This is a genomic window from Streptomyces sp. H27-C3 (assembly GCF_030063415.1).
Lineage (GTDB): Bacteria > Actinomycetota > Actinomycetes > Streptomycetales > Streptomycetaceae > Streptomyces.
The window spans coordinates 1-14464 of the sequence record NZ_JASITA010000075.1; the positions used below are offsets into that span (position 1 = coordinate 1).

Genomic DNA, 14464 nt, shown 5'->3' on the forward strand with positions numbered 1-14464 from the left:
CCGCACGCCACCCCCGCAGACACCCGGGCCCCCACGCCGCCCCGCACGCCACCCCCGGAGACACACCGCCCCGCACGCCCCCGCCCACCGCCCACCGCCCCGGACGGTCGGACAGCCCCCCGGCCCGACCCCCTCCGGACAGGCACCCCGGTCCGACCGTCACGGTTCACCTCCCGTTCACCCTCTCCCGTTGGTCGCTTCACCTGTTCTGCCTAATTTCGGACTTACACAGTGCGCGGCACATCACGAGATGCTCGCCCCACTGCGTAGCTGAACAGTCCAAACCACCTCGCACGCCGCCATGACACCAAACCCGGCGGCTCCTGGAAGGAACACCCGAAAGTGAAGCTTCAGAGCAAGAACCGGCTTCGCGCCACCGCGCTCGGCGCACTCGCCGTCTCCGGCGCCCTGGTCCTCACGGCGTGCGGCTCGGACAACAACAGCGGCTCCACTGGCGGCTCCGGCGAGAAGACGACCGCCGGCAAGACCATCAAGTGTGACGACGCCAAGGGCAAGCTGCTCGCGTCAGGATCGAGCGCGCAGAAGAACGCCATGGACCTCTGGGTCAAGAACTACATGGCCGGCTGCACGGGCGTGGAGATCAACTACAAGTCCTCCTCCTCGGGCGAAGGCATCGTCGCGTTCAACCAGGGCACCGTCGGCTTCGCCGGCTCCGACTCGGCGCTCAAGCCCGACGAGGTCGAAGAGTCGAAGAAGATCTGCAAGGGCGGCCAGGGCATCAACCTGCCGATGGTCGGCGGCCCGGTGGCCCTCGGTTACAACCTGGACGGCGTCGACGACCTGAAGCTGGACGCCTCCACGATCGCCAAGATCTTCAACAACAAGATCAAGAACTGGAACGACGAGGCGATCGCCAAGCTCAACCCCGACGCCAAGCTCCCGAACAAGCCGATCCAGGCCTTCCACCGCTCCGAGGACTCCGGCACCACCCAGAACCTGGGCAAGTACCTGGGCGCCACCGCCAAGGCCGACTGGCCCTACGAGGCCGAGAAGAAGTGGCCGGCCCCGGGCGGCCAGGCCGCATCCGGCTCCGCCGGTGTCGCCGCGCAGGTCAAGCAGGAGGACGGCGCGATCGGCTACTTCGAGCTGTCGTACGCCACCTCGCAGGACATCTCCACCCTCAAGATCGACACGGGTGCGGCCGCGCCGGTCGAGGCCACGTCCGAGAACGCCTCGAAGGCCATTGCCGCCGCCAAGGTCGCGGGCCAGGGCAAGGACCTCGCGCTGAAGCTCGACTACGCGACGAAGGCCGAGGGCGCCTACCCGATCGTCCTGGTGACGTACGAGGTCGTCTGCGACAAGGGCAACACCCCCGAGACGCTGGGCACGGTCAAGTCCTTCCTGACCTACGCCGCGGGTGACGACGGCCAGAAGCTGCTCTCGGACGCCGGCTACGCCCCGATCCCGGCCGAGATCAACGCCAAGGTCCGCGAGACCGTCACCGCCCTGAACTAACCAAACCGACCGAACCGACCCACCGGCGGGCGGCCCGACACCGGGCCGGCCGCCACCCTCCATCCGGTGCACCGCCGCCAGGGGAGTCCGCTCCCCCACACAGACCGGAAAGACGCATGGCATTCACACCCACGGACACCCCGCAGGCTCAACAGCCTCCGCCTCCACCAGTCATAGAAGCGAGCGGTACGTCCACGGGCCGCGCGGGCGACAAGGTCTTCCTGGCCATGTCCCGCGGCTCGGGCATCCTGCTCCTGGTGGTCATGGCGTCGATCGCCGCCTTCCTGACCTACCGCGCCGTACTCGCCATCTCGAAGGACGAGGGCAACTTCCTCACCACCTTCGACTGGAACCCGGCCGGCGACCCGCCGGTCTTCGGCATCGCGGTCCTGCTCTACGGCACCGTCGTCAGCTCGATCATCGCGATGGTCATCGCGGTTCCGATCGCTGTCGGCATCGCCCTGTTCATCTCGCACTACGCGCCGCGCAAGCTCGCCTCGCCCCTCGCGTACGTCGTGGACCTGCTGGCCGCCGTGCCGAGCATCATCTACGGCATCTGGGGCGCCCTCTTCCTCGTCCCCTACCTCGGCGGCCTGAACTCCTGGCTGGACGAGTACCTGGGCTGGACGTACCTCTTCGAGAAGACGGAGCTGGGCGCGGCCCGCAACCTCTTCACCGTCGGCATCCTGCTCGCGATCATGATTCTGCCGATCGTCACCAGCGTGAGCCGCGAAGTCTTCCTCCAGGTTCCGAAGATGAACGAGGAGGCCGCGCTCGCGCTCGGCGCGACCCGCTGGGAAGTCATCCGCATCTCGGTGCTGCCCTTCGGCCGCTCGGGCGTGATCAGCGCCTCGATGCTGGGCCTGGGCCGCGCACTGGGCGAGACGATGGCCGTGGCCACGGTCCTGTCCCCGAGCTTCCTGATCTCCGGCCATCTGCTGGATCCGGGCGGCGGCACGTTCGCGCAGAACATCGCCGCGAAGTTCGACGAGGCCAACGAGTACGGGCGCGACGCCCTGATCGCGTCGGGCCTGGTGCTCTTCCTCCTCACCCTGCTGGTCAACGGCGCGGCCCGCCTGATCATCGCCCGCCGCAAGGAGTACTCGGGGGCCAACGCATGAGCAACGCAACCATCCAGGACAAGCGCCCCACGCCCCACGTGCGGACGGTCACCCTGTCCCGCAAGGGCCTCCCCCGCTGGGCACCCACCGCCTTCGCCGCCGCCGCCGTCGTCCTGGGCTGCGGCCTGGGTTACGTCGCCGGCTGGCAGAGCCGCATCCAGTGGGGCATGGTCTCGGCCCTGTTCTTCGTCGTGCTCACGTACGCGATCTCCTCGGCGGTCGAGGGCAAGCGCCAGGCCAAGGACCGGGTCGCCACCAGCGTCGTATGGGTCTGCTTCCTCCTCGCGATCATCCCGCTGTTCTCCCTGATCTGGGTCACGGCCAGCCGCGGCATGAAGGTCATGGACGGGTACTTCCTCACCCACTCGATGGCCGGCGTCCCCGGCTTCGAGACCGGCGGCGGCGTCTATCACGCGCTGATCGGCACGCTGGAGCAGGTCGGCCTGGCCACGGCCATCGCCGCCCCGCTCGGCCTGCTCACCGCGATCTACCTGGTGGAATACGGCAAGGGCAAGCTGGCCAAGGCGGTGACGTTCTTCGTGGACGTCATGACCGGCATCCCGTCCATCGTGGCGGGCCTGTTCATCCTGTCGATCATGCTGATGGCCGAGCTCAAGCCGTCGGGCCTGATGGGAGCCCTGGCCCTGACGATCCTGATGGTCCCGGTCGTGGTCCGCTCCACCGAGGAGATGCTCAAGCTCGTACCGAACGAGCTGCGCGAGGCCTCCCTCGCCCTGGGCGTACCGAAGTGGCGCACGATCCTGAAGGTCGTCCTGCCGACCGCGGTCGGCGGAATCACCACCGGTGTGATGCTCGCCATCGCCCGTATCGCCGGTGAGACCGCGCCGATCATGCTGCTGGTCTTCGGCAGCCAGCTGATCAACCCGAACCCCTTCGACGGCGCCCAGTCCTCGCTCCCCTTCTACATCTGGGAGCAGTACCGGGTCGGCAGCGAGGCGTCGTACGACCGCGCCTGGGCCGCCGCCCTGGTCCTGATCGCCTTCGTCATGATCCTCAATCTGGTGGCTCGCGGCATCGCCCGCTGGAAGGCTCCCAAGTCCGGTCGCTGACGCGACCAACCGAAAGCGAAGTGACCACGATGGCAAAGCGAATCGACATCAGCGGCCTCAGCGCCTACTACGGCGCCCACAAGGCAATCGACGACATCTCGATGACCGTCGAGCCCCGCTCGGTGACCGCCTTCATCGGCCCCTCGGGCTGCGGCAAGTCCACCTACCTGCGCACGCTCAACCGTATGCACGAGGTCACCCCGGGCGGCCGGGTCGAGGGCAAGGTCCTCCTGGACGACGAGGACCTGTACGGCAAGGACGTCGACCCGGTCGCGGTGCGCCGTACGATCGGCATGGTCTTCCAGCGCCCCAACCCGTTCCCGACGATGTCGATCTTCGACAATGTCGCGGCAGGCCTGCGCCTCAACGGCTCGTACCGGAAGAACGCCCTGGCCGATGTCGTCGAGAAGTCCCTCAAGGGCGCCAACCTCTGGAACGAGGTCAAGGACCGCCTGAACAAGCCCGGCTCCGGCCTCTCCGGCGGCCAGCAGCAGCGTCTGTGCATCGCCCGCGCCATCGCGGTCGAGCCGCAGGTCCTGCTGATGGACGAGCCGTGCTCGGCGCTGGACCCGATCTCGACCCTCGCGATCGAGGACCTGATCGGCGAGCTGAAGGAGCGCTTCACGATCGTCATCGTGACGCACAACATGCAGCAGGCGGCGCGCGTCTCGGACCGTACGGCCTTCTTCAACCTCTCGGCGGTCGGCCAGCCCGGCAAGCTCATCGAGATAGACGACACGGAGCGGATCTTCTCCAACCCGTCCGTGCAGGCCACCGAGGACTACATCTCCGGCCGCTTCGGCTAAGAGGTGTCCCGCACTTGCCCTGCGGTGCTGCATGGCGGTGCCACCGCAAGGCAAAGGGCCCGGCCCCGCTCCATTCCAGGAGCGGGGCCGGGCCCATTCGCTTTGCTGTCTGCCGGCCGCTGTCCGCCGGCCGCTGTCCGCTATCCGAAGACCAGCAGGACGAGCCAGTAACTCAGCGCCGCCACGAGTCCCGCCGCCGGCATGGTGATGAACCAGCCGAGGACGATGTTCTTGGCGACACCCCAGCGCACCGCGCGCGAGCCCTTGGTCGAGCCCACGCCCATGATCGCGGAGGTGATGACATGCGTCGTGGAGATCGGCGCGTGGAACATGAACGAGGCCGTGTACATCACGGACGCGGCCGTGGTCTCCGCGGCGAAGCCCTGCGGCGGGTCCAGCTCGATGATCCGGCGGCCCAGCGTGCGCATGATGCGCCAGCCGCCCGCGTACGTACCGAGCGAAAGCGTCAGCGCACACGCGATCTTGACCCAGACCGGGATGTCGTCGCCCTGGCCCTCGACATCGGCGATGACCAGGGCCATCACGACGATGCCCATCGTCTTCTGCGCGTCCTGCAGACCGTGGCCGAGCGCCATCGCGGCGGCCGAGACGGTCTGCGCTATACGGAAGCCGCGCTTGGCCTTGTGCGGGTTGGACCTGCGGAACATCCAGAGGATCGCGACCATCACCAGATAGCCGAGGATCAGCCCGACGAACGGCGAGAGGAACATCGGGATGACGACCTTCTCCAGGACGCCGTCCCAGATGACCTCGGTGCCGCCCGCGAGGGCCGCACCCACCATGCCACCGAACAGGGCATGGGAGGACGAGGACGGCAGCCCGTAATACCAGGTCACCAGGTTCCACACGATCGCGCCGACCAGCGCCGCGAACAGGATCCCCATCCCCTTGTGACCGTGCGGGGTGGCGATCAGGCCTTCACTGACGGTCTTGGCGACGCCGCTGCCGAGGAAGGCGCCGGCGAGGTTCATCACAGCGGCCATGGCCAGGGCCGCACGCGGGGTCAGCGCCCGGGTGGAGACGGAAGTCGCGATGGCGTTCGCGGAGTCGTGAAAGCCGTTGGTGTACGTGAATCCGAGCGCGACCCCGATGGTCACGATGAGCGCAAACGTGTCCACCGGGGGTCAGGACTCCTTGACGGCGATGGTCTCGACCGTGTTGGCGACGTGCTCGAAAGCGTCGGCCGCCTCTTCCAGTACATCCACGATCTGCTTCAGCTTCAGTACGTCCATGGCTTCGTACTTGCCGTTGAACAGCTGTGCGAGCAGCTTGCGGTGGACCTGGTCGGCCTGGTTCTCGAGGCGGTTGACCTCGATCCAGTACTCGGTGAGGTTGGTCATGGTCCGCAGGTGCGGCATGGCTTCGGCGGTCAGTTCGGCCGCCCGGACCAGCACCTCGATCTGCTGCTCCACGCCCTTCGGGAGCTCCTCGATCTGGTAGAGCACCACCAGGTCGACGGCCTCCTCCATGTAGTCCATGCAGTCGTCGAGCGACGAGGCGAGGTTGTAAATGTCCTCGCGGTCGAACGGAGTGATGAACGAAGAGTTCAGCTGGTGGAAGATCGCGTGGGTGGCATCGTCCCCCGCGTGCTCCGCTGCCCGCATCCGCTCCGAGATCTCGACCCGGGCGGAGGAATCCGCTCCGAGCAGTTCCATCAGGAGCTTGGAGCCCGTGACGATGTTGTCCGCAGACGCGGAGAACATGTCGTAGAAGCTCGTCTCCCTGGGGGTCAGACGAAAGCGCACGTGGGGTCCTCGGGGTGCATTGGGATCGGTCAGGGTGATGCTAGGCGCATCATCCGGCCACGGCTAACCGGCGTTCTTCAGTGTCGCGCATCAGGCACAGTGATCAGCACAGGGCCCCGGGCCCCTACCCGCAAAGTTCGTTACCATATACCCATCAGGGGTATAAAACCCTTTCAGGGAAACGGGAGGACGCGATGACGACCACCGAGGCGGCCGGCACGACGACTGGCGCGGCGACGCCGAAAGCGCCCTCCGAAAGCCCCGAATCAGTCGCTTCTGTCACATCTGCCGCATCCGACGCATCAACCCCGGAAGTGGTCACCGACCACGACCGCGGGGTGCACGGATACCACAAGCAGAAGGACGAGCACCTCAAGCGGCTGCGCCGGATCGAGGGCCAGGTCCGCGGGCTGCAGCGGCTGGTGGACGAGGACGTCTACTGCATCGACATACTCACCCAGGTCTCCGCGAGCACGAAGGCGCTCCAGTCCTTCGCGCTGCAACTGCTCGAGGAGCACCTGCGGCACTGCGTCGCGGACGCCGCGCTCAAGGGCGGCAAGGAGATCGACGAGAAGATCGAAGAAGCGACGAAGGCGATCGCCCGCCTGCTGCGGACGTGATCCCGGGGGGCGCGGAATACGCGCGCCCCGCCCCGGTCAGCCGCGCGGCGGCCAGGTGGCGGAGCGGGGAACTCCCCCGCTCCCTCCCGGCACTCCTGTTCCGATGACTCCTGCTCCCCCGACTCCTGCGGCCGTGACTCCTGCGGCCGTGGCTCCCGCTCCCATGGCTCCTGGGACTTCCAACACCTCGTCGATACGGTCCGGGCTGAGCCGTTCTCCGTCCGCGGCCGACGCCGCGATCATCAACTCACCACACAGCTCGATCTCGGCGAGGGCGATGTGGTCCTGGACGGCCATGCTGCGCATCGGCGCCACGTGCATCACCTCTTCCTGCCGTCGTCGGCTTCCCAGGGTAGGCAGCGCGGCACATGCCGCGCATGGCACGGACGGACCATTTCGGCCGGGGCGCAAGGGCTATGACTGAATCTTTCCGGCGAAAATGTCCCCCTCCGCGGGGAGTCGTACCTGGATCGGCGTCCCGAACGCGTACAGCACCGTCGTTGAGGCGACCGCGACCGCGCGGCCCGAGTTGACGTAGCTGAAGCGGTGCCGGACCTTGAGCAGCCGACCCTGGTCGTCGAGGTACGCGTCGAAGGGGATGGCATCCTTGGCGAATCCTTTCGCCGCCGCCGCGAGCGCCCCGCGCACCTGTGGCGAAGCGGCCCGCGCGGCCCGCCCGATGTCGGCGACGCCCCGGTAGTGCCGCGCGCTCTCGCCGTTCAGTCCCGTCCTGCCCTCGTACGTCACCGTCCTTGCCCCGCGCAGCAGTTCGGCGGCGACGAGCGGGTCGGTCGCCCCGCCGGTGACGAGATTCCCGTCGTCGAGGGCCGCCGCGTCGATCCGCACCCACTTGTCGACGGGGACGCCGGCGCCGCGGTTCTTCATGTACAGCGCGCCGGGCGAGAGCAGCTCGGTGATGGGCCGGTGCTCGTCGACGCCTGCGGGATCCTTCGGCAGCAGAACCTTCAGCTGCCCCATCCGCTTGCGGAAGTTGTACGCCCCCTCGCCCCGGATGGTGACCCGGGTCCCGCCCGCGGCCATCTCCATGGACGTACGGGTCCTGGAGCTCCCAGCCCCGGCGAGTACCTCGGCAGCGCGGTGAACGACACCGACGGGGTCACCGCCCTGCCGGTCCTCGGCGACGGCGCCACCACCACCGGAGCAGCCGGCGGTGCTCGCCATCAGCCCCGCCACGGCCGTAACGGCGACTGCCCCGCCCCTGAGCCTGTGCTGCTGCACCACCATGGCCGCCCATCCCCCCCCACGCTGTACCGCACTGTGTCCGCCCCGCCTAACGACCACGGCGGCCCCCCGGTCACGCGCACCGGCGCGCACCGCGTGTCGCCGCTCCTTCCCCTTCTTGATGCGCCCCTCACGCCCCTCGGCCCCAGGGGGCCACACCCTCCTCCACGCACCCCTCACGCCCCTCGGCCCCAGGGGGCCTCCTGGGCTTCGGTGCGCTGCGGCGGCCTCCGACCGCCGACCGTCCGGCCCCGGACCGTCCGACCGTCCGACCATCCGATCCCCGACCGTCCGGCCGGCCGATCGCCGGGCCGCGCACGTGGCCGCGTGGCCACCGACCTCCGATCGGGAGCGGGGGTTGGCAACCGGCAACCGGCGGCCAGCGGCCAGCGACTGACGCTGACGCTGACGACTGACGACAACCGACCCCCCACCGGCTGTCCCGCGGGCACCGTCACCCCAGTACGGTGAACGAGTGCTCCAACAAGCCCCACCGGAAGCCCATCCCCACCGAACCGGCACCACTGACCGCGGTTCCTTCTGCGTCGCGCACTGCAGCTGCGGCTGGCGCGGCCCGGCGCGTCGTTCCCGGGACCTGGCCCGCAAGGACGCGGAGTCGCACGCGGGGGCCTCCTGATCCCGGCGCGACACCCCCACCCCGCGAGACGCGGCCCCCGCGCCCCGGCGCGAAGCACCCCCTGCGCCAGGGCGTACGCCCCCGGAGCCACAGCCGGGGCACCCGCCCCTCCCTGTGACACATCCAGCCACCCGGCGACAAGCACCCCGCCCCGCAACGCGCCCCGGCCCGCCCGTACCCGACGCACGGGGCGCGAAGCAGCCGCACCCCGCCGGGAATGCGGGGGTACCCGTACCCACACATTCCCCTCACCGCCGGGGCCCCGGCGGCGGCCCCCAGGTACCGGGAAGGGGCGGGGCTGGGAAAAAACCCACCGCCCCGGAACCCTCCGCCCCGCCGTGCCGTCTGGTCCCCCAGGAGGCCACATGCACCGGCGCACACTTCTCACCGCAGCAACCGCCCTCGCGGCAACCGCAGCCACCGCCTGCACAGGCAGCGAGGACGGCAGTAGCCCAAGCCGCACCACCGGTACCCCCACCACAGCGACCGCAGTCACCGCGACGACCACCCGCCCCAGCCGCGCCCCCGCCGCCGCAGCCAACTGGACCGCTCTCGGCCGGGGCCTCGACGGCAAACTCGTGCGCCCCGCCGACGCCACGTACAAGACCGCCCGCCAGCTCTACAACACCCGCTTCGACACTCTGAAGCCCGCCGGAGTCGCCTATGTGGCGAACGAGACGGACATCCAGGAGTGCCTCGCCTTCGCCAGGGCGCATCGCACCCCCGTGGCCATCCGTAACGGCGGCCACTCCTACGCGGGCTGGTCCAGCGGCAACGGCCGCCTGGTCATCGACCTATCGAAGCTGGCCCGGGTCAAGGCGGACGGCACCATCGGCGCGGGCGCCAAGCTCATCGACGTATACCAGGGCCTCGCCCGCCACCGCCGCACCATCCCCGCCGGCTCCTGCCCCACCGTCGGCATCTCCGGTCTGACCCTCGGCGGCGGCCACGGTGTCGTCTCCCGCGCATACGGCCTGACCTGCGACAGCCTCACCTCCGCGACCCTGATCACCGCCGCGGGCAAGCGCCTCCACTGCACGGCCACCGAGAACGCCGACCTCTTCTGGGCCCTGCGCGGCGCGGGCAACGGCAACTTCGGCGTCGTCACCAGCCTCACCTTTCGCACCCACCCCGCCCCGGCCGCGGTCACCGCGTACCTGTCCTGGCCCTGGTCGAAGGCCCAGGCGGTCCTCGCCGCCTGGCAGGAGTGGGGCCCGGCGCAGCCCGACGAGATCTGGTCGTCGGCGCACCTCGCCGCCGGCGCGGGCGGCGGGACGCCCACCGTATCCGTCTCGGCCTTCTCGCTGGGGACGTACGGCGATCTCCAGAACGCCGTGGACCGCCTCGCCGGCAAGGTCGGCGCCCCGGCCCGCTCCGTCTCGCTGCGCCGCCGCACGTACCAGGAGGCGATGCTCATCTACGCGGGCTGCTCGGGCCTGAGCGACGCCCAGTGCCACCTCCCCGGCAGCACACCCGGCCGCACCGGCACGGGCGCGCTGGGGCGCGAGACGTACGCAGCCCGCTCGGACTTCTTCGACCGCTCGCTCTCGCCCGCCGGGATCCGCGCCCTGCTCTCCCAGACGGAGGCCTTCACCCGCGTCACCGCGGCGCAGGGCGGTGGCGGCGGCAGCATCGCGCTGACCGCGCTCGGCGGGGCGGTCAACCGCGTCGACCCGCTCGCGACGGCATTTGTGCACCGCCGCTCACGGATGCTGGCCCAGTACATCGGCTCGTGGCGCGCGGGCACATCCGGCACGGCACAGCAGGCCTGGCTGAAAACCGCGCACGGGGCGATGCGCCGCCACGCCTCGGGGGCGGCCTACCAGAACTACACGGACGCGGCGCTGACCGACTGGCGCAAGGCGTACTACGGGCCGGCGGCGGACCGTCTCACCAAGCTGAAGAAGCGTTACGACCCGGACAGGCTCTTCGACTTCCCACAGGCGCTGTAGGGGCGAGCACGCCCCGCCCCGCACCCGTCAACTCACGTCAGATCACGCGGCGAGATCGTTGCTGCGTACGTCCTCCTCGGCCCGCGGCCCGGGAACGGCCGCGGCAGCACCGGCTGCGGCAGCCTGCGCGGAGGCTGCCGCAGCGGCCACCGACTCCTTGGACCGTACGAGCCAACCCACCTTCTCCGAGCGGGAGATGGCCGTCACGAGAGGCGTCAGCAGCAGCATCGCGAGCGGAGCCAGCAGCAGCACAACCGCCGTGCCGAGGGCGAATCCGCCGATCACGTCGGTCGGGTAGTGGACGCCCATGTACACCCGGCAGAAGCCCTCAGCCACGGCGAAGCCGATCGCGGCGAGCCCGAACTTCCGGTTGGCGACAAAGACTCCGACCCCGAGGGCCATGGCCATCGTCGCGTGATCGCTGACGAACGAGTAGTCAGTCTTGCCCGCCACCAGGACCTCAAGGCCCTTGTGGTCCAGGAAGGGTCTGGGCCGCTCCACGAACCCGCGGATCGGGATATTGATCAGCAGCGCGATACCGGCCGCCAGCGGCGCCCAGACGAGCCCGGCCACGGACACGACCGCGTCCTCGCGCCTGCGCACGCTCCACCACGCCCAGAGGCCCACCACGACGAGCCCAAGCATGATCCCGTACTCACCGACGAACTCCATGACCCGGTCCAGCCAGCCCGGTGCGTCCGTGGCGAGCCCGTTGATGTCGTAGAGCAGACTGACATCGGGGTTCGCCCTGTCCAGTGCGAGTCCAGCCATCTGCCGCGGCCCCTTGCCTTGTTACCTGCTCCGCGACACACGGGGTGCGTGCCGCTCCTGCGAACCCCCGTTGGTCCGTCACAACCCATGCCGTGGTCAGCCTGTCGGCACAGCGCACGGTCCGAAGACATCGTGGCGGCTGTCCCACTCCAAGGAAACGCGCCACTGCACCCGGCCGTTCCACTCTCCACGGAAAGATCACCATCACGTTACCGAAGAGAGACGCATAGCTGCAGCTCAGGGCCTGCTCTTAACGGAGAGTTCCAGCCACGTTACGCCCCACTTCACGCTCCGCCCGGCTCCCCCGGCCGCTGCTTCGGGAGCGCTTTCGCGCCATCCTCGGTGACCCGGGTGGCGCCGAAATAGTCCGGCGTATCGATCTTGTCGAAGCGGATCACGGCTCCGGTGTACGGCGCGTTGATCATGTACCCGCCGCCGACGTACAGCCCGACGTGCCGGATCGTGCGCGAATTGGTGAGGTCGTCCGAAAAGAAGACCAGGTCCCCCGGCAGCAGCTCCTCGCGCGAGGGATGCGGCCCGGCGTTGTACTGGTCGTTGGCGACGCGCGGCAGCTCGATGTCCACGGTCCGGTACGCCGCTTGGGTCAGCCCGGAGCAGTCGAACCGACCGCCCTGGTCGGCGGTCCCGTTCCCGCCCCACAGGTACTTCGTACCGAGCTTCTTCTGCGCGAAGTAGATGGCCCCGGCAGCCTGCCGCGAGGGCTGCACCCGGCCGACAGGCTTGGCGAAGCTCTGCTCCAGGGTCGTAATGATCTTCACGTAGTTCTGCGTCTCGCGGTACGGAGGTACACCCCCGTACTTGATGACGGCGTACGACCCGGCGTTGTACGCGGCGAGCATGTTCTTGGTCGGATCGCCGGGCACCTTCTTGACGTATCCAGCCAATTCACAGTCGTACGTCGCCGCGGACGGGATCGCGTCGGCGGGGTCCCAGATGTCCCGGTCGCCGTCCTTGTCCCCGTCGACGCCATGGGCCGCCCACGTACCGGGGATGAACTGCGCGATGCCACGCGCGTCGGCCGGGCTCTTCGCCGTCGGGTCCCAGCCGCTCTCCTGGTAGAGCTGCGCGGCGAGCAGCGCCGGATTGATCGCGGGGCAGAGATTGCCCCACTTCTGCACGATCGGCTGGTAGAGCGCGGGCACGGCACCCTTGGCCAGCCCGACGGCCCTGCCGCCTCCCGCGCCACTGGCCAGCCCCGCGGCTGCGGAGAAGGTCCCGACGACGAGCAGCGCGACGAAGCTCAGGCAGAGCCCGATCCCTATACCGGAGGCCAACCAGACTTTGCGCACTCCTCAACCCTCCCCCATCGAAGCCGGGTTCACTGCTGTTTTAGCCCGCGCGCCCGCTGTCTCTTCCATCTGTTCGGACCGCTCCACCGGCTCCACCGGCTCCGACTGCTTCGACTACTCCGCGCGGAAGCCGGAGCACGCGATGCTGGCGTAGTCCTCCGGACTGCCCTTGACGTGGTGGAAGACCACGGTCCAGTCGCCCGGGTCGTTCCGGACGGGAATGGCTTCGTCCGTCCCGCCCTGGAAGTGGCTCTCGAAGTCGTCGGGGTAGGTCAGCTCGACGAACCCGCCCGTCTTCCACTCGGAGTAGATGTCGACCGGCTCGCTGGTGTAGCCGATGCTCTTGTTCTCCGTGATCAGGCCGGCGAACGGCCTGGAAGTTTCCGGATCGATCTCATGAGGCGGCTTGACGCCCACCGAGACGTAGTAGGGCTCCGGCTTCCTGGCGGAGTTCTCCGCGTACTTGATCCGCATCTCGATCTTCACCTTGCCCGACAGGAGCTTGTCGTCCGACTCCGCATCGCTGATCGCCATCTGCAGGTCCGCCCCGGGCGCGCGCTCCTCGGCAGCCAGGTTGCACCGGCCGATGCCGTGCTCCACGTCGGTCCCGGAGTTCGAGAGCGTCCAGTAGTCGCGGGAGATCCTGTTGTTCTCGATGTGGTCCGGCACCTTCCGCGAGGCGCCGCCCGACGGCGCCGACGGCTTCGGGGGCGAGGGTGTGCCTTGGACGTCTCCCCGAGCCTGCTTGCCTCCCTCGTCCCCCTTCCCGTCCGGCGTCATCTGGAGCGTCACCGCGACCGTGACGCCCACCACGGCGGCCACCGCGAGGACCACCAGCCACGGCATACGCCGCGAGCGGCGCGGCGCCCCCGGACGGACCGGCCCGTTCGGCGCGACAGTGGGTACGTACCCGGGGCCGGCCGTCGGCACGTATCCAGGTCCGGCAGTCGGTGCGTCGCTGAACCCCAGTGGTACGAACCCGGCAGCCACGGCATTCGGCAGATCCACGGGCGCCGCTTCGACCAGGCCCGTGAGCGTCCGGTACCAAGGGTCTTCGGCGAGCGCGGAGCTCACCGCGCACCGGACGATGATCTCTTCCACGGCGGGCCGCTCGGCCGGGTCCTTGGCCACGCAGACCCGGATCAGCGCCGCGAGTTCCGGCTCGACCCCGGCGAGGTCGATCTCCTCGTGCACGGCCCGGTACGAGACCGCGTCGGTCGGCCCGGATCCGAAGGGCGGTCGCCCGGTGGCCAGGTAGGCGAGGGTCGCGCCCAGCGCGAAGACGTCAGCCTCCGAGCCGACCTGATTACGTATCAGCACCTCAGGAGCGGTGAACCCGGGCGTCCCCGTCGCCAACCCGGTCTGGGTGAGCGCCGTGTCGGACACGCTCCGGGCGATCCCGAAGTCGATCAGCTGCGGGCCCTGTGGGGACAGGATGATGTTCTGCGGCTTGAGATCCCGATGCGTGACCCCGTACGCGTGCACACTCGCCAGCCCCTCCGCCAACGCCGCGAAGAGCCGCCGGCAGGTGTCCGCCGGGAAGCCGCCCCGCTCCCGGACGGCGTGACTGAGGTTCCCCCGTTACTCGGGAGATGCTGATCAGCTGGTCAGGGAGGGTTGACGGGGTTTCAGGTTCGCTCTTCTGGTCGTTGCCTGATCGGAGTAGTACCTCTCCTCGAACTCGATCGGGCTG

At 69.2% G+C, this 14464-nt stretch carries 12 protein-coding genes and 1 pseudogene; 6 read left to right on the forward strand and 7 right to left on the reverse strand.

The annotated features are described in order from the left end of the window. The first annotated feature begins 342 nt into the window (after window positions 1–342). From pstS to pstB, 4 genes are all read left to right on the forward strand, one after another. Window positions 343–1476: a phosphate ABC transporter substrate-binding protein PstS gene (gene pstS / locus QMK30_RS36950; RefSeq protein WP_283522728.1), complete on the forward strand. Its 1134-nt coding sequence runs from the start codon at window positions 343–345 to the stop codon at window positions 1474–1476. 116 nt (window positions 1477–1592) lie between these two features. Continuing rightward, window positions 1593–2597, forward strand: coding sequence for a phosphate ABC transporter permease subunit PstC (gene pstC, locus QMK30_RS36955; protein ID WP_502963303.1), 1005 nt, complete (start codon window positions 1593–1595; stop codon window positions 2595–2597). Then, on the forward strand, window positions 2594–3667 hold the full coding sequence (gene pstA / locus QMK30_RS36960) for a phosphate ABC transporter permease PstA (RefSeq protein WP_283522729.1): 1074 nt from the start codon (window positions 2594–2596) through the stop codon (window positions 3665–3667). The genes pstC and pstA overlap by 4 nt, the downstream gene beginning before the upstream one ends. Before the next feature lie 29 nt (window positions 3668–3696). Continuing rightward, window positions 3697–4473, forward strand: a complete 777-nt coding sequence (gene pstB / locus QMK30_RS36965; RefSeq protein WP_283522730.1) for a phosphate ABC transporter ATP-binding protein PstB — start codon at window positions 3697–3699, stop codon at window positions 4471–4473. Window positions 4474–4613: 140 nt separating this feature from the next. On the opposite strand, the gene QMK30_RS36970 is transcribed toward pstB, so the two are convergent. Together QMK30_RS36970 and QMK30_RS36975 are read right to left on the reverse strand one after the other, a co-directional pair. Next, complete coding sequence (locus QMK30_RS36970) at window positions 4614–5612, reverse strand: inorganic phosphate transporter (RefSeq protein ID WP_283522731.1); 999 nt, start codon at window positions 5610–5612, stop codon at window positions 4614–4616. Window positions 5613–5618: 6 nt separating this feature from the next. After that, window positions 5619–6239, reverse strand: coding sequence for a DUF47 domain-containing protein (locus QMK30_RS36975; RefSeq protein ID WP_283522732.1), 621 nt, complete (start codon window positions 6237–6239; stop codon window positions 5619–5621). A 194-nt stretch (window positions 6240–6433) separates the two neighbouring features. Between QMK30_RS36975 and QMK30_RS36980 the strand changes: the two genes are divergently transcribed. Further along, the gene (locus QMK30_RS36980) at window positions 6434–6859 is read left to right on the forward strand and encodes a metal-sensitive transcriptional regulator (RefSeq protein ID WP_283522733.1); all 426 of its coding nucleotides are present in this window, start codon (window positions 6434–6436) and stop codon (window positions 6857–6859) included. 36 nt (window positions 6860–6895) lie between these two features. Here QMK30_RS36980 and QMK30_RS36985 read toward each other — a convergent pair whose 3' ends face one another. Then, window positions 6896–7180 carry a hypothetical protein gene (locus QMK30_RS36985; RefSeq protein ID WP_283522739.1) on the reverse strand — a complete coding sequence of 95 codons (285 nt, stop codon included), beginning with the start codon at window positions 7178–7180 and terminating at the stop codon, window positions 6896–6898. A 93-nt stretch (window positions 7181–7273) separates the two neighbouring features. Next, a complete protein-coding gene (locus QMK30_RS36990; protein WP_283522734.1) occupies window positions 7274–8104 on the reverse strand; it encodes an SCO4651 family lipoprotein in 831 nt (276 codons plus the stop codon). Window positions 8105–9103: 999 nt separating this feature from the next. On the opposite strand from QMK30_RS36990, the gene QMK30_RS36995 reads away from it, so the two are divergent. Beyond that, window positions 9104–10690, forward strand: a complete 1587-nt coding sequence (locus QMK30_RS36995) for an FAD-binding oxidoreductase (protein WP_283522735.1) — start codon at window positions 9104–9106, stop codon at window positions 10688–10690. Window positions 10691–10732: 42 nt separating this feature from the next. On the opposite strand, the gene QMK30_RS37000 is transcribed toward QMK30_RS36995, so the two are convergent. The 3 genes and pseudogenes from QMK30_RS37000 to QMK30_RS37010 form a co-directional block, all read right to left on the reverse strand. Further along, window positions 10733–11461 carry a phosphatase PAP2 family protein gene (locus tag QMK30_RS37000; RefSeq protein ID WP_283522736.1) on the reverse strand — a complete coding sequence of 243 codons (729 nt, stop codon included), beginning with the start codon at window positions 11459–11461 and terminating at the stop codon, window positions 10733–10735. A 284-nt stretch (window positions 11462–11745) separates the two neighbouring features. Beyond that, window positions 11746–12756 carry a C40 family peptidase gene (locus tag QMK30_RS37005; protein ID WP_283522737.1) on the reverse strand — a complete coding sequence of 337 codons (1011 nt, stop codon included), beginning with the start codon at window positions 12754–12756 and terminating at the stop codon, window positions 11746–11748. Between the two features lie 129 nt (window positions 12757–12885). After that, window positions 12886–14337, reverse strand: a pseudogene (locus QMK30_RS37010) (serine/threonine protein kinase); the annotation flags it as partial. Between the last annotated feature and the right edge of the window lie 127 nt (window positions 14338–14464).